21 protein-coding genes are annotated in these 24,777 nt (G+C 71.8%); 14 read left to right on the top strand and 7 right to left on the bottom strand.

Features of this window, described 5'->3' with window-relative positions:
* Window positions 1–181 precede the first annotated feature (181 nt).
* The 5 genes from MRBLMI1_RS04840 (at window position 182) to MRBLMI1_RS04860 (ending at window position 5,158) form a co-directional block, all read left to right on the top strand.
* On the top strand, window positions 182–1,204 hold the full coding sequence (locus tag MRBLMI1_RS04840) for an iron-siderophore ABC transporter substrate-binding protein (RefSeq protein ID WP_367727031.1): 1,023 nt from the start codon (window positions 182–184) through the stop codon (window positions 1,202–1,204).
* A gap of 29 nt (window positions 1,205–1,233) precedes the next feature.
* The gene (locus MRBLMI1_RS04845; RefSeq protein WP_367727032.1) at window positions 1,234–2,277 is read left to right on the top strand and encodes a FecCD family ABC transporter permease; all 1,044 of its coding nucleotides are present in this window, start codon (window positions 1,234–1,236) and stop codon (window positions 2,275–2,277) included.
* Window positions 2,274–3,347: a FecCD family ABC transporter permease gene (locus MRBLMI1_RS04850; RefSeq protein WP_414685780.1), complete on the top strand. Its 1,074-nt coding sequence runs from the start codon at window positions 2,274–2,276 to the stop codon at window positions 3,345–3,347. Before MRBLMI1_RS04845 ends, MRBLMI1_RS04850 begins: the two co-directional genes overlap by 4 nt.
* A 64-nt stretch (window positions 3,348–3,411) precedes the next feature.
* Complete coding sequence (locus MRBLMI1_RS04855; protein WP_367727034.1) at window positions 3,412–4,266, top strand: ABC transporter ATP-binding protein; 855 nt, start codon at window positions 3,412–3,414, stop codon at window positions 4,264–4,266.
* The gene (locus MRBLMI1_RS04860; protein WP_367727035.1) at window positions 4,250–5,158 is read left to right on the top strand and encodes a siderophore-interacting protein; all 909 of its coding nucleotides are present in this window, start codon (window positions 4,250–4,252) and stop codon (window positions 5,156–5,158) included. The genes MRBLMI1_RS04855 and MRBLMI1_RS04860 overlap by 17 nt, the downstream gene beginning before the upstream one ends.
* 54 nt (window positions 5,159–5,212) lie before the next feature.
* Here the strand turns inward: MRBLMI1_RS04860 and MRBLMI1_RS04865 are convergent, their stop codons facing one another.
* From MRBLMI1_RS04865 to sufB, 6 genes are all read right to left on the bottom strand, one after another.
* Window positions 5,213–6,373, bottom strand: coding sequence for a MalY/PatB family protein (locus MRBLMI1_RS04865; RefSeq protein ID WP_367727036.1), 1,161 nt, complete (start codon window positions 6,371–6,373; stop codon window positions 5,213–5,215).
* 103 nt (window positions 6,374–6,476) lie between these two features.
* On the bottom strand, window positions 6,477–6,806 hold the full coding sequence (locus MRBLMI1_RS04870) for a metal-sulfur cluster assembly factor (RefSeq protein ID WP_013586729.1): 330 nt from the start codon (window positions 6,804–6,806) through the stop codon (window positions 6,477–6,479).
* Between the two features lie 9 nt (window positions 6,807–6,815).
* The gene (sufC, locus tag MRBLMI1_RS04875; protein ID WP_367727037.1) at window positions 6,816–7,586 is read right to left on the bottom strand and encodes a Fe-S cluster assembly ATPase SufC; all 771 of its coding nucleotides are present in this window, start codon (window positions 7,584–7,586) and stop codon (window positions 6,816–6,818) included.
* A gap of 43 nt (window positions 7,587–7,629) precedes the next feature.
* Window positions 7,630–7,959 (bottom strand): non-heme iron oxygenase ferredoxin subunit, encoded by a 330-nt coding sequence (locus MRBLMI1_RS04880; protein ID WP_367727038.1) that lies wholly within the window; start codon window positions 7,957–7,959, stop codon window positions 7,630–7,632.
* Entirely contained in the window at window positions 7,956–9,134 is a 1,179-nt protein-coding gene (gene sufD / locus MRBLMI1_RS04885) for a Fe-S cluster assembly protein SufD (protein WP_367727039.1), read from the bottom strand. The genes MRBLMI1_RS04880 and sufD overlap by 4 nt, the downstream gene beginning before the upstream one ends.
* On the bottom strand, window positions 9,135–10,553 hold the full coding sequence (gene sufB / locus MRBLMI1_RS04890; RefSeq protein WP_367727041.1) for a Fe-S cluster assembly protein SufB: 1,419 nt from the start codon (window positions 10,551–10,553) through the stop codon (window positions 9,135–9,137).
* A 252-nt stretch (window positions 10,554–10,805) separates the two neighbouring features.
* Here sufB and MRBLMI1_RS04895 point away from each other — a divergent pair, with 252 nt between their 5' ends.
* The gene (locus MRBLMI1_RS04895) at window positions 10,806–11,771 is read left to right on the top strand and encodes a COX15/CtaA family protein (RefSeq protein ID WP_367727042.1); all 966 of its coding nucleotides are present in this window, start codon (window positions 10,806–10,808) and stop codon (window positions 11,769–11,771) included.
* 118 nt (window positions 11,772–11,889) lie between these two features.
* Complete coding sequence (locus tag MRBLMI1_RS04900) at window positions 11,890–12,420, top strand: dinucleotide-utilizing enzyme (protein WP_367727043.1); 531 nt, start codon at window positions 11,890–11,892, stop codon at window positions 12,418–12,420.
* Between the two features lie 190 nt (window positions 12,421–12,610).
* Here MRBLMI1_RS04900 and MRBLMI1_RS04905 read toward each other — a convergent pair whose 3' ends face one another.
* Window positions 12,611–13,537: a heme o synthase gene (locus tag MRBLMI1_RS04905; RefSeq protein WP_367727044.1), complete on the bottom strand. Its 927-nt coding sequence runs from the start codon at window positions 13,535–13,537 to the stop codon at window positions 12,611–12,613.
* Window positions 13,538–13,909: 372 nt separating this feature from the next.
* On the opposite strand from MRBLMI1_RS04905, the gene tkt reads away from it, so the two are divergent.
* The 7 genes from tkt (at window position 13,910) to MRBLMI1_RS04940 (ending at window position 24,773) form a co-directional block, all read left to right on the top strand.
* On the top strand, window positions 13,910–16,006 hold the full coding sequence (tkt, locus tag MRBLMI1_RS04910) for a transketolase (protein WP_367727621.1): 2,097 nt from the start codon (window positions 13,910–13,912) through the stop codon (window positions 16,004–16,006).
* 19 nt (window positions 16,007–16,025) lie between these two features.
* Window positions 16,026–17,147 carry a transaldolase gene (tal, locus tag MRBLMI1_RS04915; RefSeq protein WP_367727045.1) on the top strand — a complete coding sequence of 374 codons (1,122 nt, stop codon included), beginning with the start codon at window positions 16,026–16,028 and terminating at the stop codon, window positions 17,145–17,147.
* Entirely contained in the window at window positions 17,144–18,769 is a 1,626-nt protein-coding gene (locus MRBLMI1_RS04920; RefSeq protein WP_367727046.1) for a glucose-6-phosphate isomerase, read from the top strand. The genes tal and MRBLMI1_RS04920 overlap by 4 nt, the downstream gene beginning before the upstream one ends.
* Window positions 18,769–20,319, top strand: coding sequence for a glucose-6-phosphate dehydrogenase (zwf, locus tag MRBLMI1_RS04925; protein ID WP_367727047.1), 1,551 nt, complete (start codon window positions 18,769–18,771; stop codon window positions 20,317–20,319). The genes MRBLMI1_RS04920 and zwf overlap by 1 nt, the downstream gene beginning before the upstream one ends.
* Entirely contained in the window at window positions 20,316–21,266 is a 951-nt protein-coding gene (locus MRBLMI1_RS04930; RefSeq protein ID WP_367727049.1) for a glucose-6-phosphate dehydrogenase assembly protein OpcA, read from the top strand. The genes zwf and MRBLMI1_RS04930 overlap by 4 nt, the downstream gene beginning before the upstream one ends.
* Window positions 21,259–22,044: a 6-phosphogluconolactonase gene (gene pgl, locus MRBLMI1_RS04935; protein ID WP_367727052.1), complete on the top strand. Its 786-nt coding sequence runs from the start codon at window positions 21,259–21,261 to the stop codon at window positions 22,042–22,044. The genes MRBLMI1_RS04930 and pgl overlap by 8 nt, the downstream gene beginning before the upstream one ends.
* Window positions 22,045–22,241: 197 nt before the next feature.
* The gene (locus MRBLMI1_RS04940) at window positions 22,242–24,773 is read left to right on the top strand and encodes a helix-turn-helix transcriptional regulator (protein ID WP_367727055.1); all 2,532 of its coding nucleotides are present in this window, start codon (window positions 22,242–22,244) and stop codon (window positions 24,771–24,773) included.
* Window positions 24,774–24,777 lie beyond the last annotated feature (4 nt).

The raw sequence follows: 24,777 nt of genomic DNA on the forward strand, positions 1-24,777 counted from the left end.
AGTATACGTCGCCGGTCGAACGCTTCCTGGGACCGTGTGCGGGTGCGCGCGGGAGAAGCCGCCCGATGACTGCTTCACCGTCGAGACAACCACCCGGCGTCTCACCCGCCGGGTTTGCAAACCTCGCCTGGCCGTGATCTAAACTAAGCCTATCCTTACTTCACCTCACAGGAGGCTCTCTGTGTCCCGACTCCGCGCGCTGACGGCTCTGACCGTCGGCTCCGCCCTCGTCCTCACCGGCTGCGCCGGCTCCGCCGGCAGCTCCGAGGGCGGCTCGAACGCCGACGCGGGCGCGGGCTTCCCCGTCACCATCGAGCACGCCTTCGGCACGACCACGATCGAGGCCAAGCCCGAGCGCGTCGCCACGGTCGCGTGGTCCAACCAGGAGGTCCCCCTGGCGCTCGGCGTCGTGCCCGTCGGCATGGCGAAGGCGACGTGGGGCGACGACGACGGCGACGGCATCCTCCCCTGGGTCGAGGACAAGCTGGAGGAGCTGGGCGGCGAGACGCCGGTCCTGTTCGACGAGACCGACGGCATCGACTTCGAGGCCGTGGCGGACACGCAGCCCGACGTCATCCTCGCGGCCTACTCGGGCCTGACGCAGGAGGACTACGACACGCTGTCCAAGATCGCCCCCGTCGTGGCCTACCCCGAGGCGCCCTGGAACACGACCCTCGACCAGATGATCCGCCTCAACAGCGAGGGCCTGGGAATGGCCGACGAGGGCGAGGCCCTCATCGAGGAGATCAAGACCGAGTCGCAGGCGGCGTTCGACGCGCACCCGGAGCTCGCCGAGGTGGCGCCGGTGTTCGCGTTCACCGACCCGACCGACCTCAGCTCGGTCACCTACTACACCGAGCACGACCCGCGCGCGGGCTACCTGTCCGAGTTCGGCATGCCGACCGCGGCGCAGGTCGAGACCGCGTCCGGCGAGACCGACGCGTTCTACACGGACATCAGCGCGGAGCAGGTCGACGCCTTCTCCGACGTGGGCCTGTGGATCACGTACGGCCCCGCGGACGGCTCGCTCCAGACCCAGCTGCAGGCCGACCCGCTGCTGTCGCAGGTCCCCGCCATCGCCGAAGGCCGCATCGCCGTCCTCGAGGACGGCACGCCGCTGGCCGCCTCCGCCAACCCGTCGCCCCTCTCCGTGAGCTGGGGCCTGAACGCCTACCTCGACGTCCTCAGCGCCGCGCTGCGCTGACCCGGACCGTCTCCGACCACGTCCCCGTGATGACCCGTACGCCCGTCGCCGACGCGCTCCCGGATGCCGCTGCCCTGCGGCGTCCGGCGGCCCGTCGACTCGTGTGGCTGCTGGTCCTCGCGGTGGGCGTGGTCCTGGCCGTCGTGGCATCCATCGCCTTCGGCACCCGCGACGTGTCGATCGGCGAGATCGTGTCGTCGTTCACCGGCGGGACCGGGGTCGGCGAGGCCGCGATCACCGCGCGTCTGCCGCGGACGGTCCTCGGTCTGCTCGTCGGGGCGGCGCTGGCCATGTCGGGGCTGACGCTGCAAGCGGTCACCCGCAATCCGCTCGCCGACCCGGGCATCCTCGGGGTGTCCGCCGGCGCGGCGTTGTTCGTCGTGTTCGGCATCGCCTTCTTCGGCGTCTCCAGCGCGCTCGGCTACATGGGCTTCGCGGTGGTCGGCGCCGCCGTCGCGGCGGTGTTCGTCTACACCGTCGGTTCGCTCGGTCGCGGCGGGGCGACGCCGCTGAAGCTCGCGCTGGCCGGCGCGGCCACGACGGCGGCCTTCGGGTCCCTGTCCAGCGCCATCCTCCTCCCCCGCATCGACCTGCTCGAGGTCTTCCGCTTCTGGCAGATCGGCGGAATCGGCGGCGCGACCTGGGACCGCATCCAGATCGCGCTCCCCGTCCTCCTCGTCGGCACCGTCATCGTCGTGCTGTGCGCGCGGGGCATGAACTCCCTCGCGCTCGGCGACGACGTCGCCACCGGGCTCGGCGAGCACGTCGCCCGCACGCGTCTGATCGCCACCGCCGGCGCCGTCGTCCTCGTGGGCGCCGCGACCGCGATCGCCGGCCCGATCGCCTTCGTCGGTCTCGTCATCCCGCACGTGTGCCGCCTGCTCATCGGGACGGACCACCGCTGGCTCGTGCCGTTCTCCGCCCTCGGCGGGGCGATCCTGCTGCTCGTCGCCGACGTCGTCGGTCGCGTCATCACGCGGCCGAGCGAGGTCGAGGTGGGCGTGCTGACCGCCGTCATCGGCGCCCCGTTCTTCATCTGGATCGTCCGCCGACAGAAGGTGCGCGAACTGTGACCGCCGTCCTCACCCCGCCGCCCGCCGCCGACGCCGCCCGTCCCGCCGCGGTGCACCGCCTCGTGCGCGGCCGTCGCGAGCGCACACGCCGCCGGATGCTCGTGTCCGCCGTGCTCGGCGTCGTCGTGCTGGCCGTGTTCGTCGTCTCGCTCATGGTCGGTCAGACCTTCTACACCCCGGACGAGGTCGTCCGCGTGCTGTTCGGGCAGACCGTGCCCGGCGCCTCCTTCACGATCGGCGAGCTCCGCCTCCCGCGCGCCACGCTCGGCGTGCTCTCCGGCCTCGCGTTCGGCATGGCCGGCGTCACGTTCCAGACGATGCTGCGCAACCCGCTGGCCTCGCCCGACATCATCGGCATCTCCTCCGGCGCGAGCGCCGCCGCGGTCGTCGCCATCATCTTCTTCTCGCTGTCGGATGCCGCGGTCTCCGTCGCCGCGCTCCTCGGCGCCCTCGGCGCCGCCACCGCGATCTACCTGCTGTCCCGCCGCGGCGGCTTCGCGGGCGCCCGCCTCGTGCTCATCGGCATCGGCGTGGCCGCCATGCTCGACGCGGTCACGACGTACTCGCTCGCCCGGGCGGCGAACTGGAACCTGCAGACCGCGATGCAGTGGCTCACGGGGAGCCTGAACAACGCGTCCTGGGAACGGGTCCTGCCGCTCGCGCTGGCGGCCGCGGTCATCGTCCCGTTGATGATCGGCAACACTCGCGGCCTGGCCGTCCTGCGCCTCGGCGACGACTCCGCCGCGGCGCTCGGCGTACGCGTGGAGCGCACGCGGGTCCTCCTCATCCTCGGGGCCGTCGTGCTGCTCGCCTTCGCCACCGCCGCCAGCGGCCCGATCGCGTTCGTCGCGTTCATGGCCGGCCCGATCGCCGCGCGGCTCATCGGCCCCGGCGGCTCCCTGCTGCTCCCCGCGGGGCTCGTCGGCGCGGCGCTCGTGCTGGTGTCGGACCTCATCGGTCAGTTCGCCTTCGACAACCGCTACCCGGTGGGCGTCGTCACCGGCGTCCTCGGCGCTCCGTACCTCATCTACCTGCTCATCAGGACCAACCGCTCCGGAGGCTCCCTGTGATCTCGCCTGCCGCCCACGGCATCCATCCCGGCCTCTCCCCCGCGACCGCCCGCGGAGGTGCGCGATGACCGCCGACCGCTCGCTCACCGCCGAAGGACTCACCCTCGCCTACGGCGACCGGACCATCGTCGACGGCCTCGACCTCGTCCTCCCCCCGGGCCGGATCACCGCGATCGTCGGCGCCAACGGCTGCGGCAAGTCCACCCTTCTGCGCGCGTTCGCGCGTCTGCTCCCGCCCCGCGCCGGCCGCATCGTCCTCGACGGCAAGGCGCTGCACGAGCGCCCCTCCAAGGAGGTGGCCCGCATCCTGGGCCTGCTCCCCCAGAGCCCGCTCGCCCCCGAGGGCATCGCCGTGGCCGATCTCGTGGGTCGCGGCCGTCACCCGCACCAGCGCGCGCTCGCCCGCTGGAGCGCTCGCGACTACGAGGTCGTCTCCGAGTCCCTCGCCGCGACCGGCATCACCGACCTCGCCGACCGGTCGATCGACGAGCTGTCCGGCGGTCAGCGGCAGCGCGTGTGGATCGCCATGGCGCTGGCGCAGGAGACCGACATCCTGCTCCTCGACGAGCCCACCACCTTCCTCGACGTCGCCCACCAGGTCGAGGTGCTCGACCTGCTGACCGACCTCAACCACGAGCGCGGCACCACGACCGTCATGGTGCTCCACGACATGAACCTCGCCGCGCGCTACGCCGACCACATCGTCGCCCTTCGCGAGGGGCGCGTCGTCGCCGCGGGCACCCCGAACGAGGTCATGACCTCCGAGATGATCGCGGAGGTCTTCGGCCTCGACTCGCTCGTCGTCCCCGATCCCGTGTCGGGGTCGCCGCTGATCCTGCCCCGCGGCCGCCACCACGTCACCCCGCGGCTGCACGCCGCCGAGACCCCCCGGGAGACCCACGATGCCCTCCAGCCGTGAGACCTCGCGCTTCTTCCGCGTCCGCGTCGCCCGCATCACCGACCTGACCCCGAGCTTCCGCCGCTTCACGTTCACCGGCGACGACCTCGACGAGTACGGCGACCCCGGCTTCGACCAGCGCATCAAGATCGTCTTCCCCACCGACGGCGTCGGCATCGACGCCATGCCCACGGGCGACGACTGGTGGACCGCCTGGCGGGAGCTGCCCGACGACGGCCGTCCGCCGTTCCGCACCTACACGACCCGGGCCGTCCGCCGCGACGTGCGCGAGGTCGACGTCGACATGGTCGCGCACGAGGTCCTCGGACCGGCCTCCGCCTGGATCGAGAACGCCCGTCCCGGCGACGAGGTCCTCATCTTCGCCCCCACCGTCGCCCTGACCGAGGTGAGCTTCGGCGTGGACTTCGTCCCGCCCGCCCACACCGGCGACTTCCTCCTCGCCGGCGACGAGACCGCGGCCCCCGCGATCGCCGTCATCCTGGAGCAGCTCCCCCGCGACGCGACCGGGACCGTTGTCCTCGAGGTGCCCACCCCCGGCGACCTCGACTACCTGCCGCGGCATCCCGGCTTCCGGTTCCACCTCGCCCCCCGCACCGGTGCCGACCGGCACGCGCACCTCGTCGCCGCGACGCAGGCCGCCGCCGCCGTCCTCACCCCCGAGGGACACGGCGCGGAGGTGGAGGAGGTCGACATCGACGCCGGCATGCTGTGGGAGGTGCCCCGCACCGCGAAGGGCGGCGCCGCGCTGAAGAAGGCGCCGCTGTACGCCTGGCTCGCCGGGGAGGCGTCGGCCATCAAGGCGCTGCGCCGCCACCTCGTCACCGAGCGCGGCGTCGACCGCCGTGCCGTCGCGTTCATGGGCTACTGGCGGACGGGGCGCCCCGAGGTCTGACCACGGACTCCGGATGCCACGGCCCCGAGGCCGCGGTCCGGTGTCGCGGTCCCGTCAGCGCCGGGCCAGCCGTCCGATGCGCTCGATCGCCTCGGTCAGCACCTCCGGCGCGCAGCCGACGTTGATGCGGACGTGTCCGATGCCCTCCACGCCGAACAACGGCCCGTGGTGCAGGGCGACGCCCGCCTCGCGGCGGATGTACGGCGCGGGGTTCTCGCCCCAGCCGTAGGCGGACACGTCGACCCAGGCGAGGAAGCCGGCATCCGGGATCCGATACCGCGCCAGCGGGAGGTGCTCCGCGAGCAGGTCGGCGAGCAGACGCCGGTTCTCGTCGAGCGCCGCGAGGAGGCCGTCCAGCCAGGCGTCGCTCTCGGCGCTGAACGCCGCACGATTCGCGATCACGCCGAAGAGCCCGGCGCGCCACTCCACCTCCCACGGCAGCGACCGGACGACCGCGGCGGTCTCGTCCGATCCCGTGACGATCACGGCGCACTTCAGCCCCGCGAGGTTGTAGGTCTTGCTCGCGCTGGTCACGGCGTAGCCCACCGCGGCGGCCTCGGGGGCGGCGTCGAGGAACGGCGTGAACACGGACGGCGCGTGGGTGAGCGGCGCGTGGATCTCGTCGCTGACGACGGTGGCACCGTACCGCGCGGCCAGGCGGGCCAGGGCGGCGAGCGATGCCCGGCTGTGGACGGTGCCCGTCGGGTTGTGGGGGTTGCACAGCAGGATCGACCGCGCCCCCGCGGCCAGCGCCGCCTCGATGCCCGGCAGGTCCAGCTCCCAGCCGTCGCCGTGGTCGAGCAGCGGGACGAGCTCCACGACCGCGCCCGCCTCCTCGACGGTGTCGAAGAACGGCGGGTACACCGGCGGCGTGACCACGACCCGGTCCCCGGGCCGCGTGACCGCCCGCAGCACCTCCACGACGCCCATCATGACGTCGCCCGTCCAGCGGATGCGCGCCGGATCCGGACGCCATCCCCAGCGCCGTTCCGCGTATGCGGCGAAGTCGAGGTCGATCCCCGGACGCGGCGGCGTGTACCCCGTGTCGCCGATCTCGACCGCCCGCGTCAGCGCCGCCGTGATGGCGGGCGCGAGCGGGAAGTCCGTCTCGGCGACGAACATCGGGATGACATCGTCCCCGTACGACTTCCACTTGGTGCTGGACCGCTGGCGCAGCAGCTCCAGCGGCAGGGCCTGCAGAGGGGGGACGCTCATCCTGCGAGCCTAACGAGGGACGATGGATGCCACCGGCCCCGACGTCAGACGGGGAAACACGAAAGCCCACCCCGAGCAGGGGCGGGCTTTGTGGTGAGACTTCTCAGATCGCGAAGCCGAGGGCGCGCATCATGTCGCGGCCGTCGTCGGTGATCCGCTCGGGGCCCCACGGCGGCATCCACACCCAGTTGATGCGGAAGCGGTCCACGACGTTGTCGAGGGCCTGCGCCGTCTGCTCCTCGAGCACATCGGTCAGCGGGCAGCCGGCCGAGGTGAGGGTCATGTGGATGACGAGGGCGTCGTTCTCGTCGTCCCACGCGAGATCGTAGATGAGCCCGAGGTCGACGACGTTGATCCCTAGCTCGGGATCCATGACGTCCTTCAAGGCCTCGGTGACCTCATCGTACTTCTCGGGAGCGAGTGTCGCGGTCATGGGACGATCCTACGCGTCGACCGGGGTACCGGCCTCGAGGAAGCGGTCGTAGCCCTCTTCCTCGAGTCGGTCGGCGAGCTCGGGGCCGCCCTCCTCGACGATCCGGCCCTTGACGACGACGTGGACGAAGTCGGGACGGATGTAGCGGAGGATGCGCGTGTAGTGCGTGATGAGCAGCACGCCCAGGTCGGTCTGCTCCTTGGCGCGGTTGACGCCCTCGGACACGATCTTCAGCGCGTCGACGTCGAGGCCGGAGTCGGTCTCGTCGAGCACGGCGATCTTCGGCTTGAGCAGCTCGAGCTGGAGGATCTCGTGGCGCTTCTTCTCGCCGCCGGAGAAGCCCTCGTTGACGTTGCGCTGCGCGAAGACGGGGTCCATGCGCAGGTTCGCCATCGACTCCTTGACGTCCTTGGTCCAGCCGCGGATCGCGGGGGCCTCGCCGTCGATCGCCGTCTTGGCGGTGCGGAGGAAGTTGGTGACGGTGACGCCGGGGATCTCGACCGGGTACTGCATCGCGAGGAAGAGGCCCGCGCGCGCCCGCTCGTCGACGCTCATCTCGAGGACGTCCTCACCGTCGAGGGTGATGGAGCCGCTCGTCACGGTGTACTTGGGGTGACCGGCGATCGTGTACGCCAGCGTCGACTTGCCGGAGCCGTTCGGGCCCATGATGGCGTGGGTCTCGCCGGTGCGCAGCGTCAGGGTGACGCCGTTGAGGATCGGGGTCGTGCCGTTATCCGTCTCGACCGTCACGTGGAGGTCGCGGATCTCGAGGACAGACATGGTGTTCCTTACTCGGTTGTTCGAAAAGCGTGGGGGGCGGCCGTCAGGCCGTCGCCTTGGTGACGGCGGGATCGATGAGCACGTCGTCTCCGTCGATCACGACCTCGTACACGGGCACCGGCTCGAAGGCCGGGAGGTTCAGCGGACGGCCGGTGCGCAGCGAGAACGCGGAGCCGTGAGCCCAGCACTCCAGCGTGTCGCCCTCGACGAAGCCGTCCGAGAGCGAGATGTCGCCGTGCGTGCAGACGTCGCCGATCGCGTGGACGTCGCCGTCGCCGTCGAGGACGACGGCGATCGCGACGCCGTCCACCTCGACACGGCGGGCCTCGTCCTGGACCAGCTCGCTCAGACCGCAGACGCGGGACACGCTCACGCCTCGGCTCCCTCGGCGAGCTCGCGCTCGATGGCCTCGACCAGCTCGGACTCCAGGTCCGGGATGCCGATGCGCTGCACGATCTCGCTCAGGAAGCCGAGCACGACCAGGCGACGGGCCTCGTCCTCGGCGATGCCGCGGGCCTGCAGATAGAACAGCTGCTCGTCGTCGAAGCGCCCGGTGGCGCTGGCGTGACCCGCGCCCTGGATGTCGCCCGTCTCGATCTCGAGGTTCGGGATCGAGTCCGCGCGCGCGCCGTCGGTGAGGACGAGGTTGCGGTTCGCCTCGTACGAGTCGGTGCCCGTGGCATCCGGTCCGATGAGGACGTCGCCGATCCACACGCTCCGGGCGCTCTCGCCCTGCAGCGCGCCCTTGTAGAGGACGTCGCCGACCGTGTGCGGACCCTTGTGGTGCAGGTACACCTGCGACTCGAGGTGCTGGCCGGAGTCGGAGAACGACAGGCCGTACAGACGCCCCTCGCTGCCCGCGCCCGAGAGCTCGACCGACGGGTTCACGCGGACGACCCCGCCGCCGAAGCTGACGACGACGTGGGTGAGCTTCGCGTCGCGGTCGACGCGCGCCTGGTGGGCGGCGGCGTGGACGGCGTCGTCGTCCCAGCGCTGCACGGACACGACCGTGAGGTCGGCGCCGTCGCGCACGAGGATCTCGACGTTCTGCGCGTACTGCGCCGAACCGGAGTGGTACAGCACGATCGTGCCGCGGCTGTGGTTCTTCGCTTCGATGACGAGGTGGGCCGTGGCACGGTCGCCGGTGCCGACGAGGTCGATGCGCAGCGGCTCGACCAGCTCCTCCTCCGCCTTCAGCTGGACGTGCAGGGCGTCGCCGGCGTGCTTGTACGCGATGGCGCTCGGCAGGTCCTCGGGCTTGAAGTGCTCTCCGCGCACGTCCGATCCCGAGACCAGGTGCGCCTGGGCGGCTCCGAGCTCGTACCGGATGCCGCCGCCCGCCGCGTCCTCGAAGAGAGGCGCGATGCGGTCGAGCGGCGTGTGCTTCCAGTTGACCTCGCGGCCGGTCGGCACACCGAAGTCGGTGGGCTCGAACGACCACGGGCGGTCCGAACGGGTCTGGACCGGGACGACGGGCGCGCTGGTGTCGCCCCATCCTCCGTCGGTGTGCGCGGTGCTCCCCGGCAGGGGGGTGGTGGTGGACGACATCTAGCCGACGGATCCTTCCATGCCCATCTCGATGAGCTTGTTGAGCTCGAGCGCGTACTCCATGGGCAGCTCGCGGGCGATGGGCTCGATGAAGCCGCGCACGATCATGGCCATGGCCTCGTCCTCGGGAAGACCCCGGGACTGCAGGTAGAACAGCTGCTCCTCGCTGACCTTCGACACCGTCGCCTCGTGTCCGAGCTGCACGTCGTCGACACGGATGTCGATCGCCGGGTAGGTGTCGGAGCGGGAGATGGTGTCGACCAGGAGGGCGTCGCAGCGGACGGTGTTGGCGGAGTGGTGCGCATTGGCATCCACGCGCACCTCGCCGCGGTAGCCGGCGCGGCCGCCGCCGCGGGCGATCGACTTCGAGACGATCGACGACTGGGTGTAGGGCGCCATGTGGACCATCTTGGCTCCGGCGTCCTGGTGCTGGCCGGGGCCGGCGAAGGCGACCGAGAGCGTCTCGCCCTTGGCGTGCTCGCCCATCAGGTAGATCGAGGGGTACTTCATCGTCACCTTGGAGCCGATGTTGCCGTCGACCCACTCCATGGTCGCGCCCTCGTGGGCGACGGCGCGCTTGGTGACGAGGTTGTAGACGTTGTTCGACCAGTTCTGGATCGTCGTGTAGCGCACGCGGGCGTTCTTCTTCACGATGATCTCGACGACGGCCGAGTGCAGCGAGTCGCTCTTGTAGATCGGCGCGGTGCAGCCCTCGATGTAGTGGACGTAGCTGTCCTCGTCCGCGATGATCAGGGTCCGCTCGAACTGGCCCATGTTCTCGGTGTTGATGCGGAAGTAGGCCTGCAGCGGGATCTCGACGTGCACGCCCTTGGGGACGTAGACGAAGGAGCCGCCCGACCACACGGCGGTGTTCAGCGCGGCGAACTTGTTGTCACCCGCGGGGATGACGGTGCCGAAGTACTCCTCGAAGAACTCGGGGTGCTCGCGCAGCGCCGTGTCGGTGTCCATGAAGATGACGCCCTGCTGCTCCAGGTCCTCGCGGATCTGGTGGTAGACGACCTCGGACTCGTACTGCGCGGCGACGCCGGCGACGAGGCGCTGACGCTCCGCCTCGGGGATGCCGAGCTTCTCGTACGTGTTGCGGATCTCTTCGGGGAGGTCCTCCCACGACTGCGCCTGCTTCTCGGTGGAGCGGACGAAGTACTTGATGTTGTCGAAGTCGATGTCGGAGAGGTCGGCGCCCCACGTCGGCATCGGCTTGCGACCGAAGAGCTGGTAGCCCTTCAGGCGGGTCTTGAGCATCCACTCGGGCTCGGACTTGAGAGCCGAGATCCCGCGGACCACGTCTTCATTGATGCCGCGCTGCGCGACGGCGCCGGCGGCATCAGTGTCGTGCCAGCCGAATTCGTAGACTCCCAGACCCTCGAGTTCTGGACGGTCGATGAGCACATCGGTCATGGTGGTCACTCTCCTTCTCGGGCCTCAACGGTGTCATCCGCCCCGGCATTCCGGACTCCGGTCGAAGTCCCAGGAATGTCGCTGGTGGGCCCGCTCGAAGACGCTGACGTCGCGCCTAGACTGTCACTGATGCGGAACGCGCGAGCGCCGCAGTTCCGGACCTTTCGATTCTACAGGCAACACCCGCCCCCGGCACGGCGACCATCCCCGCCGCGTGCCGGTCCGGGAGCCCGCCGCCAGGAGGCCGCGCGCATGTCCCCCGACACCTCCCCCACCCTCGCCGCCCGCGTCCGGGCGTGGCTCCCCGACCGGGTCGACCGCCGCGTCCGCGTCTTCGCCTGGCTCTCGTTCCTCGCCGAGGTCCTCATCATCGGCACAGGCGGCGCCGTCCGCCTGACCGGCTCCGGCCTGGGCTGCCCGACATGGCCGCGCTGCACCCCGGAGTCGATCGTCAACACCCCCGAGATGGGCATCCACGGGATCATCGAGTTCGGCAACCGCACCCTGACGGGTCTCGTCGGCATCCTCGCGCTCGTCGTCGTCGTGCTCGTGTGGCGGCTGCGCCGGGAGCGGCGCGCGCTCTTCGTCCTGGCGCTCGTCGTCCTCGGCGGCGTCGTCGCCCAGGCGCTCGTCGGCGGCGTCACCGTGCTCACGGGGCTCAACCCGTTCATCGTCGGCTTCCACTACGTGGCATCCGTCTCGCTGGTCGCCGTGTGCGCCGCGTTCCTGACGCTCATGTACCTGCCCGCCGGCCGGCGCCACCTCGCCGTGCCGCGCTGGTTCGCCGGACTGACCCACGCCACCACCGCGGTCCTCGCGGTCACGATCGTGTTCGGCGTCCTCACCACCGGTGCGGGACCGCACTCCGGCGACGACGCCTCCGTCCGCAACGGCTTCGACGCTCAGCTGCTCGAGCACGTGCACGCGTGGCCCGGATACGCCCTGTTCGCCCTCACCCTGGCGCTCGTCGTCGCCGCGTGGCGCCTGCGCCTGCCGGTGCGTCGCTGGGCGACGGCCCTGCTGGCCGTCGAGGTCGTGCAGATCGCGGTGGGGCTCTACCAGGCGCGCAACGGCCTCCCCGAGCTCGCCGTGGGCACGCACATGGTCCTCGCCGCCCTCACGGCCGCCGCGATGACCGTCGTCGTGCTGCGCCTCAAGGAGCCGGCGGCCGTCGTGGTCGAGGCGTCCCGCGCCCGCGAGAGCGTCGCGCGCGGCTGAGCTCACGTGCTCGGGGCTTCATAGACGATTCATCGGGCTCACCGAGGAATCGTCCGGACCCGTGCGAGACTGTGGGACTTCCGGTGCGACCGCGCCGGCCCCCTGAAGGAGTATTCGCATGCGCACTCGTCCCCGCCTGATCACCAGCATCCCGTTCTGGGTGCTCGTCGCAGGCTCCCTCGCCGCGCTCGGCGCCGGCCTCTGGAACGTGTTCCGGGGCATCGGCGCCATGGAGCAGGTGCTGACCAACCCCAACGCGACGGTCGTCGAGGTGTACGTCGGCCAGACGTGGGCGTCGGTCGGTGCCGGGCTCCTCGCCGCCGGCGTCGTGGGACTGTTCATCGCCCTCGCCCTGGGCGCGGCCTCCGTGTTCGCGCACCGGAACGACGTCGCCGTCGAGACGATCGACTGGAACAGCGACGACGAGACCGCGGACGAGCCGGCCACCTCGGTCTTCACCCCGGCCGCCACGGGTGCCGCCGCCGGTACGGCCGCCGCCGGCACCGTCGCGACGCCGACCGCGTCCGCCGAGCCCGCCCCGGTCGCCGTCGAGGATGCCGACGTCGAGACCTCCTCCGACACCCCGGCTCCCCCGCAGGCCGCAGCCGCCGCCCGCGAGGACGCCGCCGAGGACCCCTCGCGTCGCTGAGACCCCCGCTGCACGACGAAGCCGCCCGTCCCCTTCCGGGGCGGGCGGCTTTTCGTCGGTGACCTCGGCCCTCTGAGAAAGCCGCCCGTCCCCGTGCAGGGGCGGGCGGCTTCTCGTCGGTGACCTCAGCCCGGCGAGAGAGCCGCCCGTCCCCGTGCAGGGGCGGGCGGCTTCTCGTCGTGGCGGGAGGTCAGAACGGCAGCAGCGGGTCGACCGCGATGGCGACGAACAGGAGCGTGAGGTACGTGATCGACGCGTGGAAGACGCGCATCGGCCGCGGCTCGCCGCCGCGCACGGCACGCGCGTAGAGACGGTGCGACTCGTAGACGAACCAGCCGCCGAAGACGAGGGCCGACACCGAGTAGACGAGACCCATGGATGCCACCGGGATCAGCAGCAGCGAGCAGGCCACGGTCGCCCACGCGTAGAGGATGACCTGCAGGCCGACCTGCGAGCCGCTGCGGGTCGCGCCCAGCATCGGCACGTCGACGTCGTCGTACTGCTGCGCGTACTTCATCGACAGCGGCCAGTAGTGCGGGGGCGTCCAGAGGAACACGAGCGCGAAGAGGATGAACGGCGCCCAGGCGAGCGAGCCCGTCACCGCCGACCAGCCGATGAGGACCGGGAAGCAGCCGGCGATGCCGCCCCACACGATGTTCTGCTCGGTGCGGCGCTTGAGGATCATCGTGTAGATGACCACGTAGAAGAAGATCGCTCCGGCGGACAGCGCGGCGGCCAGCGGGTTGGTGAACGCCCACAGCCACAGCGTGGAGATCACCGCGAGGGTCCAGGCGAAGATGAGCGCGTTGCGCGGGGTGACCTCGCCCGTCACGAGCGGACGGTTCTCGGTGCGCTGCATGTGCGCGTCGATGTCGCGGTCGAGGTACATGTTGAACGCGGCGGCCGAGCCGGCGCTCAGCGAGCCGCCGACGACCGTGGCGAGGATCAGCCAGAGGTCGGGCAGGCCGCCCTGGGCCAGGATCATGACCGGGACCGTCGTGACCAGCAGCAGCTCGAGGACGCGCGGCTTCGTCAGCGCGACGTAGGCGCGGAGGGTGCGTCCGACGGAGCGGCGATCGGTCGTCACAGTCGCGTGCGACGTCGTCGAGATGTCCATCGTCCCCCGGGGTAGCGCGAGCAAATCCCTCCGATTCTATGCCATCGCCTCACCCGGCCCGGCCCGCTGCACCGACGTCGAGATACCGCCGACCCCGTCGCGCGACGGTCGCCGGGGCTCCGCGCGCGCGCCCGCACGGCAGCCCCGCGCGCACGAGGCGGCGCAGACGCCACGTTACCGCTCACATCCCCGACGGCACCACATCCTCCGCGACCTGTCCACCCCCCGTCACACGCGTGAAGCGCCCCCACCGATCTCGCTATGCTGGCCCTGAACGCGCGCCCTGCGCCGACCCCCTCCCCTCCCACCCCGACGGTGACGAGCGCGGGATTCGGACTCCTCCGGGCGCTGGCATCGAGAAAGGCGACCGTGTTGTCGGACTTCGAATGGGATGAGATCGATCGGCGCGCGGTGGACACTGCGCGCGTACTGGCCGCCGACGCGGTCGAGAAGGTGGGCAACGGCCACCCGGGGACCGCGATGTCCCTCGCGCCGGCCGCGTACCTGCTCTACCAGCGGGTGCTGCGCCACGACCCGGCCGACACCCACTGGCCCGGACGCGACCGCTTCATCCTCTCCGCCGGGCACTCGTCTCTCACGCAGTACGTGCAGCTCTACCTCGGCGGCTTCGGCCTCGAGCTGAAGGACCTCGAGGCGCTGCGCACGTGGGGATCCCTCACCCCCGGCCACCCCGAGTTCGGCCACACCGACGGCGTCGAGATCACGACCGGTCCGCTGGGCCAGGGCCTGGCCTCCTCCGTCGGCTTCGCCTACGCCGCCCGCTACGAGCGCGGCCTCTTCGACCCGGAGACCGCCGCGGGCGAGAGCCCCTTCGATCACTACGTCTATGTGATCGCGGGCGACGGCGACCTCCAGGAGGGCGTGACCTCCGAGGCGTCCTCCCTCGCCGGCCACCAGGAGCTCGGCAACCTCATCGCCATCTACGACTCCAACCAGATCTCCATCGAGGACGACACGAACGTCGCCTTCACCGAGGACGTCCAGAAGCGCTACGAGGCCTACGGCTGGCACGTGCAGACGGTCGACTGGAAGAAGACCGGCGAGTACGTCGAGGACGTCGCCGAGCTGCACCGCGCGATCGAGGCCGCCCAGGGCGAGACGAGCAAGCCCTCGCTCATCATCCTGAAGACGATCATCGGCTACCCCTCTCCCGGCAAGCAGAACACCGGCAAGATCCACGGCTCCGCCCTGGGCGCCGACGAGCTGCGCGCCACCAAGGAGGTGCTCGGCTTCGACCCCGAGAAGAGCTTCGACGTCGCCGAGGACGTGCTCTCGCACACCCGCGGGCTCGTCGAGCGCGGCGAGGCCGCGAAGGCCGCCTGGCAGGAGAAGTTCGACGCCTGGGCCGCCGCGCACCCGGAGCGCAAGCAGCTGTGGGACCGCATCCAGGCCCGCGAGCTCCCCGCCGACATCGCCGACGCGCTCCCCGCCTTCGAGGCCGGCAAGGACGTCTCGACCCGCGCCGCCTCGGGCACCGTCATCAACGCGCTGGCCGCGGAGCTCCCCGAGCTGTGGGGCGGATCGGCCGACCTGGCCGAGTCCAACCTGACGACGATCAAGGATGCCAAGTCCTTCATCCCCGCCGAGTGGTCGACCCACGAATGGTCGGGCGACCCCTACGGCCGCGTGCTCCACTTCGGCATCCGCGAGCACGCGATGGGCGCGATCCTGAACGGCATCGTCCTGCACGGACCGACCCGCCCCTTCGGCGGCACCTTCCTCATCTTCAGCGACTACATGCGCCCGCCGGTGCGTCTGGCCGCCCTGATGAACATCCCGACGATCTTCGTCTGGACGCACGACTCCGTCGCCCTCGGCGAGGACGGTCCCACGCACCAGCCGATCGAGCAGCTCGCGACCCTGCGCGCCATCCCGAACTTCGCCGTCGTCCGTCCCGCGGACGCGAACGAGACCTCGGTGGTCTGGCTCGAGATGCTGCGCCGCACCGCCGGCCCGGCCGGTATCGCACTCACCCGCCAGAACATCCCCGTGTTCGCACGTGGCGACGGCGAGGCGTCCGGGGACGAGTTCGCCTCCGCCGCGGGCGCCGCGAAGGGCGCGTACGTGCTCGCCGAGGCCGCGAACGGCGAGCCCGACGTCATCCTCATCGCCACCGGCTCCGAGGTGCAGCTGGCCGTCGAGGCCCGCGAGACCCTGGCCGGCGAGGGCGTGCACGCCCGCGTCGTGTCGGCCCCCTCGCTGGAGTGGTTCGCCGAGCAGGACGAGGCGTACCGCGAGTCGGTTCTGCCCGCTGCGGTGAAGGCGCGCGTGTCGGTCGAGGCCGGTTCGGCGCTCAGCTGGCAGCGCATCGTCGGCGACGCCGGCCGCTCGGTGTCCATCGAGCACTTCGGCGCCTCCGCCGACTACAAGACCCTGTTCCAGAAGTTCGGCATCACGGCCGAGGCCGTCGTCGACGCTGCGCGCGACTCGATCGCGGCGGCGAAGTAATCCCGAGGAGATCCACGTCATGAGCACTCCCACCCAGCAGCTCTCCGCCGAGGGCGTCAGCATCTGGCTCGACGACCTGTCGCGTCAGCGCATCCAGTCCGGCAACCTCGCCGAGCTCATCGAGCAGCGCGACGTCACCGGTGTGACGACCAACCCGACGATCTTCGCCGGCGCGCTCTCGAAGGGCGAGGCCTACGAGGGCCAGGTCCGCGAGCTCGCCGCGCAGAACGCCGAGGTCGACGAGGCCATCTTCTCGATCACGACCGACGACGTCCGCGACGCGTGCGACATCTTCCTGCCCGTCTTCGACAAGACCGACGGCGTCGACGGCCGCGTCTCGATCGAGGTCTCCCCCGACCTCGCGCACGACACCGAGGGCACCGTCGCGCAGGCGAAGGACCTTGCCGCGCGCGTCGACCGCAAGAACGTCCTCATCAAGATCCCGGCGACGAAGGCCGGCCTGCCCGCCATCACCGAGGTCATCGGCGCCGGCATCTCGGTGAACGTGACGCTCATCTTCAGCCTCGAGCGCTACGCCGAGGTCATCGACGCCTACCTCGCGGGCGTCGAGAAGGCCCGTGACGCCGGGCACGACATCTCGACCCTGCAGTCGGTGGCGTCCTTCTTCGTGTCCCGCGTGGACACCGAGGTCGACAAGCGCCTCGCGGCGCTCGACTCCGAGGAGGCCGCCGCGCTCAAGGGCCAGGCGGGCATCGCCAACGCCCGCCTGGCGTACGAGCTCTACGAGCAGAAGTTCGCCGAGGACCGCGCGAAGGAGCTGCTCGCCGCCGGTGCGACGGTGCAGCGTCCGCTGTGGGCCTCCACCGGCGTCAAGGACCCGGCGCTGCCCGACACCCTTTACGTCACCGAGCTCGTCGCGCCCGGCACCGTCAACACGATGCCGGAGAAGACCCTCGAGGCGACCTTCGACCACGCCGAGGTCGCGGGTGACACCATCACGGGCAACTACGCCGACGCGCACGAGGTGTTCGACCGCCTCGCCGCCGTGGGCGTCGACTTCGCCGACGTCACCCAGACGCTCGAGGACGAGGGCGTGGAGAAGTTCATCGCCTCGTGGCACGAGCTGCAGGACACCGTGAAGACCGCTCTGAACGCCGGAAGCGCACAGGCGGCGCAGTGAGCTTCGCCGTCAAGGTCACCGGCCACGTCAAGTCGGTCGTCGACGAGGAGTTGCCGGTCCTGACGGGCTCGCTCATCGCCTCCGGCATCACCGCGGGCGACGCCACGCTGTGGGGTCCCGCGGCCGAGGAGGAGGCGTCCCGCCGACTGGGGTGGGTGCAGGCGGTCTCCGTCTCGCGCCCCCTCGTCGCGGAGATCACCGCCCTGCGCGACGAGCTCGTCGCGCAGGGCGTGACCCGCGTCGTGCTCGCGGGCATGGGCGGCTCGTCGCTCGCCCCCGAGGTCATCGCGCAGACCGCGGGCGTCCCGCTCGTCATCCTCGACTCGACCGCCCCCGGGCAGGTGCTCGCCGCGATCGACGGCGACGCCGAGTCCGGCGGTCTCGCGCAGACCGTGCTCGTGGTCTCCAGCAAGTCCGGCTCCACCGTCGAGACCGACTCGGCTCGCCGGGCGTTCGAGGCGGCCTACCGCGACGTCGGGATCGACCCGGCCGGGCGCATCGTGGTCGTCACCGACCCGGGCTCGCCGCTCGAGACGTCCGCCCGCGAGGCGGGCTACCGCGTCTTCACCGCCGACCCGAACGTGGGGGGCCGGTACTCCGCGCTGACCGCCTTCGGGCTCGTGCCGACGGGCCTGGCCGGCGTCGACATCGACGCGCTCCTCGACGAGGCCGACGCGACCCTGCTCGAGGTGGCCATCGACTCCCCCGAGAACCCGGCCCTGGTCCTGGCGGCCGCGATCGCCGGCGGCGGCGCCCTCCGGCGCGACAAGCTGGGACTCGTCACCGACGGCACGCACATCATCGGCCTGCCCGACTGGATCGAGCAGCTCGTCGCCGAGTCGACGGGCAAGAACGGCACCGGCATCCTTCCCGTCGTCCTGCTCCCGGTCTCCCCCGAGCTCGAGGACGTCCCCGACGACCTCCGCATCGTGCGCCTGGTCGACGACGCCGAGCAGTTCCACCTGTTCGAGCGTCACCACGACGAGGTGCTCGTGAGCGGCTCGCTCGGCGCGCAGTTCATCGTCTGGGAGTACGCGACGGCGATCGCCGGGCGCCTGCTCGGCATCGACCCGTTCGACCAGCCCGACGTCGAGTCGGCCAAGGTCGCCGCCCGGGGTCTGCTCGACGCCCGGCCCGAGCCTGCACCGCCCGCGTTCGCGCGCGACGGCGTCGAGGTCCGCGTGTCGGACCCGGCCCTCGCGGCCGGCGGGACGCTCGCCTCGGTGCTCGACGCCCTCTGGGCTCGCATCCCGGCCGACGGGTACGTGAGCATCCAGGCCTACGTGAACCGCCTCGAGGTCCCGCAGCTGGCGGGCCTGCGCGAGCTGGTCGCCGCCGACGCCGGTCGTCCGACCACGTTCGGCTGGGGTCCCCGCTTCCTGCATTCGACCGGGCAGTACCACAAGGGCGGTCCCGCGACCGGCGTCTTCCTGCAGATCGTCGAGCGCACGGACGTCGACCTGGAGATCCCGGGTCGCCCCTTCACCTTCGGACAACTCATCCAGGCACAGGCCGCGGGCGACGCCGGCGTGCTGGCGGACGGCCACGGCCGCCCCGTCGTCACGCTCACGCTCACCGACCCGCAGGTCGACGTGCTCTCACTCTTCGAGGCGGCACAGTAATGGTCGTAGACATCTCCCCCGGGCACAATCCGCTCCGCGACCCCGACGACCGGCGTCTCAGCCGCATCGCCGGGCCCAGCGCCCTGGTCATCTTCGGCGTGACGGGCGACCTGTCGCGCAAGAAGCTCATGCCGGCGGTGTACGACCTGGCCAACCGCGGGCTGCTGCCGCCCGGGTTCGCCCTCGTCGGCTTCGCCCGCCGCGACTGGGAGGACCAGGACTTCGCGGAGGTCGTGTACCGCTCCGTCAAGCAGTACGCCCGCACGGAGTTCCGCGACGAGACGTGGCAGGAGCTGCTGCAGGGCATCCGCTTCGTGCAGGGCGAGTTCGACGACCCCGAGGCCTTCCAGCGGCTGCGCGAGACCGTCGACAAGCTCGACACCGAGCGCGGCACGATGGGCAACCACGCCTATTACCTCTCGATCCCGCCGAAGGCGTTCCCGCTCGTGACCACGCAGCTCAAGGCGTCGGGTCTCGTCGGCGAGAACGCGGACGACACCACCGGCTGGCGCCGCGTCGTCATCGAGAAGCCGTTCGGTCACGACCTCGCCTCCGCGCGCGAGCTCAACGAGACCGTCGAGAGCGCGTTCCCGGCCGACTCGATCTTCCGCATCGACCACTACCTCGGCAAGGAGACGGTGCAGAACATCCTCGCGCTGCGCTTCGCCAACGAGCTGTACGAGCCGATCTGGAACCGCAACTACGTCGACCACGTGCAGATCACGATGGCCGAGGACATCGGCGTGGGCGGACGAGCCGGCTACTACGACGGCATCGGCGCGGCCCGTGACGTCATCCAGAACCATCTGCTGCAGCTGCTCGCGCTCACGGCGATGGAGGAGCCCATCAGCTTCAATGCCGCCGACCTGCGCGCCGAGAAGGAGAAGGTCCTCGCCGCGGTGCGGCTGCCCGAGAACCTGGCCGAGGCCACGGCCCGCGGCCAGTACGCCGGCGGCTGGCAGGGCGGCGAGAAGGTGAACGGCTTCCTCGACGAGGACGGGATGGACCCCGCGTCGTCGACCGAGACCTTCGCGGCCATCAAGCTCGAGATCAACACGCGCCGGTGGTCCGGGGTGCCGTTCTACCTGCGCACGGGCAAGCGCCTCGGCCGCCGCGTGACCGAGGTCGCCGTCGTCTTCAAGCGCGCGCCGCAGCAGCTGTTCTCTCGCAGCCAGACGCAGGAGCTCGGGCAGAACGCGCTCGTCATCCGCGTCCAGCCCGACGAGGGCGTCACGATCCGCTTCGGCTCGAAGGTGCCGGGCGACGGCACGCAGGTGCGCGACGTCACCATGGACTTCGGCTACGGCCACGCCTTCACCGAGGCGAGCCCGGAGGCCTACGAGCGCCTCATCCTCGACGTCCTCCTCGGCGACCCGCCGCTCTTCCCCCGCCACGAGGAGGTCGAGCTCAGCTGGAAGATCCTCGATCCGATCGAGGAGTTCTGGTCGGCCGAGGGCGGACCGCTCGAACAGTATTCGCCCGGGTCGTGGGGGCCGGCATCCGCCGACGAGCTCCTCGCCCGCGACGGCCGCACCTGGAGGCGCCCGTGATCATCGATCTGCCCGACACCACCGTCAGCGCCATCTCGAAGCGCCTTGTCAGCGTCCGGGAGGAGGGCGGCGCGGTCGCCCTCGGCCGCGTGCTGACCCTCATCATCGTCACCCGTCACGGTGCCGAGGAGGAGGTCATCGAGGCCGCGAACGACGCGTCCCGGGAGCACCCGATGCGCGTGATCGCCGTGCTGTTCGGCGACGACGACGAGGAGCCGCGCCTGGATGCGCAGATCCGCGTCGGCGGCGACGCCGGAGCCAGCGAGGTCATCGTCCTCCGCGCGCACGGCGCGGCCGGCTCGAACGCCGAGAGCCTCGTCACCGGACTCCTCCTGCCCGACGCCCCCGTCGTGGCCTGGTGGCCCGCCGAGGCGCCCGCCGACCCGGCGGCCTCCCCCATCGGCCGCATCGCGCAGCGTCGCATCACCGACGCGTCGTCGCAGGCCGACCCGGCCGCATGGGTGAGCGACCTCGCCGGGCACTACTCCCCCGGTGACACCGACTTCGCGTGGACGCGCGTCACCCGGTGGCGCGAGCAGCTCGCCGCGGTGCTGGACCAGCCGCCGTTCGAGCCGGTCACCGCGGTCGAGGTGCGCGGCGCCGGCGACTCGCCGTCGACGGTCCTGCTCGCCGCCTGGCTGGGCCTGAAGCTCGAGGTGCCGGTGGACTACGCCTACCTCCCCGCCGACGAGTGGAGCAGCGGCATCAAGTCCGTGCGTCTGACCCGCCCGAGCGGCGACACGCTGCTCGAGCGGCCGGCGCCGGGCGTGGCGGTGCTGACCCAGCCCGGTCAGCCCACCCACGATCTCGCCTTCCCCCGCCGCACGCTGCGGGAGTGCCTGGCCGAGGAGCTCCGCCGGCTGGACCCCGACCTGCTCTACGGGCGGGTCATCACCGAGGGTCACGACCTTCTGGCCGCGTCGGCCGACAGGAGCTCCGATGTCTGAGAACGGCAAGCAGGTCATCATCAAGAGCGACAACGCGTCGCTCGCCGAGTACGTCGCCACCCGGTTCATGAACCGCGTGGTCAAGCGGGTCGCCGAGGGCAAGCGCATGCACGTCTGCCTCACCGGCGGGACGATGGGCGGCGCCGTGCTGCGCGCCGCCGCCCAGGACCCGCGCGTGGGCGACATCGACTGGTCGCAGGTGCACTTCTGGTTCGGGGACGAGCGCTTCGTCGAGCGTTCCTCCCCGGATCGCAACGACACGCAGGCGCGCGAGGCGCTGCTCGACCATCTCGACATCCCCGCCGCGAACATCCACACCGTCGCCTCGACCGACGACGGCATCGACCTGGATGCCGCGGCGATCGCCTACGCCGACGAGCTGGCCCAGTTCGCCCCCGGCGACCGCAGCGAGACCGGCCCCTGGCCGTCGTTCGACATCTGCTTCCTCGGCGTCGGCCCGGACGCGCACATCGCCTCCCTCTTCCCGGACCGTCCGGAGATCTCGGTGACGGACCGCGCGACGGTGCCCGTGCGCGAGTCGCCGAAACCGCCGAGCGAGCGCGTGTCGCTCACGCGGCCGGTCATCAACTCGTCCAAGCGCGTGTGGATGGTCATCGCCGGTGCCGACAAGGCCGCCGCCCTCGGGCTCGCCCTCGCCGGCGCGAGCTACCAGAGCGTGCCCGCGGCCGGGGCGAAGGGCCGCCGGCGCACGGCGTTCTTCGTCGACGAGGCCGCCGCGGACCAGGTGCCGCCGCAGCTCATCGACCGCGAGTACTGAACGCGCGACCGCGATCGAAGAGGGGGGATGGGTGCTGCGGCATCCATCCCCCCTTTTTTCCTTCCCCGGCCGTCATTGTGACCTTTTCGGCATTGTCGCCGCGCGACAGCCGACTTATCCTTCCCGCGGGGGGCATTTCCGGTCCGTCGGGATCACGGTTCCGACACCGACCGGCCGACGCAGTTGGGAGCGTTCGGATGCCATTTTTCGGTCGTCAACGAGAGATCTGGATCGCGCAGAGCATCATCGATTCGCGGGTGGGGGCCGCGTGCCTGTTCGTGGGAGGGCCCGGCGTCGGCAAGTCCGCACTGATGCGGCAGATCGCCGAGGAGCACGACACGGTCGTCGTGGTCGCCAGCCCGAACGAGCGGCTGTGGCCGTACTCCGGCCTGTCCGCGGTGGCCTCGGCGCTCGGCGGCGCACGCGGGGCGGCCGTCGACGGGCTGCTCGGCCGCGGGCGGGACTGGCCCGAGCATCTGCTCGCCGAGGAGCTCAGCCGCACGCTTCACCTCGTCCACGACGAGCCCTGCGTGCTGGTCGTCGATGACCTCGACGACATGGATGCCGCGAGCATCACGGTCCTGTCGTACGTCTTCGGCCGTCTGCGCGGCACCGGCATCAGCCTGCTGGCCACCGTCGGCCGGCTCGAGGGCCGCCACGCCTTCACGGGACTCGCGCACGCGGAGATCGCGCCGTTGGCGTTCGAGGAGTCCGTCGACCTCGCCCGCTCGCTGCTCGGCCCGGGAGCGGTCCGAGCCGTGCTGCACATCGTCGCGGCCTTCACCGGCGGCAATCCGGGGGTGATCGGGCGCGTGCGGCTCACGCCGGACGAGGCGTCCGGCGCGGAGCCCCTCCCCCTGCCCCTCCGCCTGAGCGACGAGGAGGGGGCGCGCGGGCGCCGCGGACGACGGTCGTCCCCCGCGGGCGTCGCGGGCGACGTGATGGACCTGCTGTCGATCGGGCCGGTGTTCGACCTCGATCGTCTGCGCGACGAGGCGGGCACGATGGACGCCGAGCTCGACGACCTCATCGAGAGCGGGGTCGTCGCGGTGCGGGGCGGCCTCGCGCGCATCGCCGACCCCGCCGAGAGGCTGCGGCTGCACGCCGCGCTGCCCGCGGAGGAGCGCAGGCGTCTGCACGCCCGGGCGGCGTCGGCCCACACGGTGGCGTCCCCCGCGACCCGCCGGTGGCATGAGAGCTTCCTCGCCCCCGCCGCCGGCGCGGGGGTCGCCCTCCTGGAGGCCGCCGCGGACCTGGCCCGACTCGGGGACCCCTCGTCCGCGGTGGAGTTCGCCGAGCGCGGCCTGCGGGACAGTCTGGACACGGACGGGCGGACCCGGTGCCTCGTCGACCTCGGCGATGCGCTGGTGCGGCACGGTCATTTCGTCCTCGGCCAGCACTACCTGCGGCGCGCCGACGACCCGGCCGACGCGCACGCCCGCGCCCGCGCGGCGCTCGCTCAGCTCCGGGCGACGGCCGTCGTGGACCACGTGGTGGACGACACCGTCGTCGACCACGCCCTCGGCGGCAGCAGCGCGGGGGACGCCGAGCGGATCCTCGCCGAGGCCGCCGGTCTGCGCATCGGCCGGGGCGAGCTCGATCAGGCCACCGAACGCGTCGCCGAGGCGCACGAACGCGGCGTCGCCTCGCTCGAGATCGCGCTCCTGACCCGCATCCTCGAGGAGACGGGATGCCTCCCCCCGCCGACGGACGCCGCGGGCTCCGCCGCGATCGCCACCCCGGTCGGACCGGATGCGCCGATCGAGGAGGCGCACCTCATGATCACCGTCCACGAGCTGGCCGAGGACTACGCCGCCGCGCGCCACCTGGCGTGGGCGCTGCTGGACCGGACGCCCCGGCTCCCCCCGCTCTGGCGCGAGCGCGTCCTGGCGAGGCTCGTGTCGACGGAGGTCCGTGCCGGCGACGCGTCCGCCGCCCGCGACGCCGTGTCCGCGTGGCGGCGCGAGTGGCTGCCGGGCCGTTCTCCCGACGCGGCGAGCGTGCTGCTGCTGGCGGGGGCCGCCGCGCTCGATCCGGACGGCGGCGACGTCGACGGCCTCGTCCGGCGCGGGCGGGCGCTGTGCCGACGGGAGGGGACGCCGGCCCTTCTCCCGGCCTTCGGGGTGATCGACGGCGGCCGGGCACTGGCCGACGGGCGGTACGCGGATGCGGTGCTCGCGCTGCAGGCCGCCCGCGACGCGTCGCCGTGCGACGACCCGTCGATGGTGCGCGTGGACGCGGATCTCATCGAGGCGCTGTGGCTCGACGGCCGCCGGGCGGAGGCCCGGGTCGAGCTGACGCGCTTGGAACGGGATGCCGCCCGCCACCCCCGCCGGTGGACCACTCTCGCCGTGGCTCGCGCCCGTGCCGTCTGCCGCTCCGCCGAGGCCGGATCGACCGCCTTCCGGGAGGCCGAGGACGTCTACCGCACGGACGACGCACCCGACGAGCATCTGCGCCTGATCGCCGCGCGGGAGCGCTGCCTGCCGTCCGAGTCCCGCCGGCCCGCGCCCGCCGCCCGGGCGCCGCACACGCGCAGCCTCACCGCGCAGGAGCAGGAGGTCGTCGTCCTCGTCGGCCGTGGCATGCGCAACCGCGAGATCGCGTCGACGCTCTTCGTGTCGCTGCGGACCGTCGAGCTGCGGCTGACGAACATTTACCGCAAGCTGGGGGTGTCGTCGCGGGTGCAGCTCGTGTCGCGGGTCAGCCGCACGGCCGCCGAGGAGTGATCGG

This window comes from Microbacterium sp. LMI1-1-1.1, assembly GCF_040815675.1.
Lineage (GTDB): Bacteria > Actinomycetota > Actinomycetes > Actinomycetales > Microbacteriaceae > Microbacterium.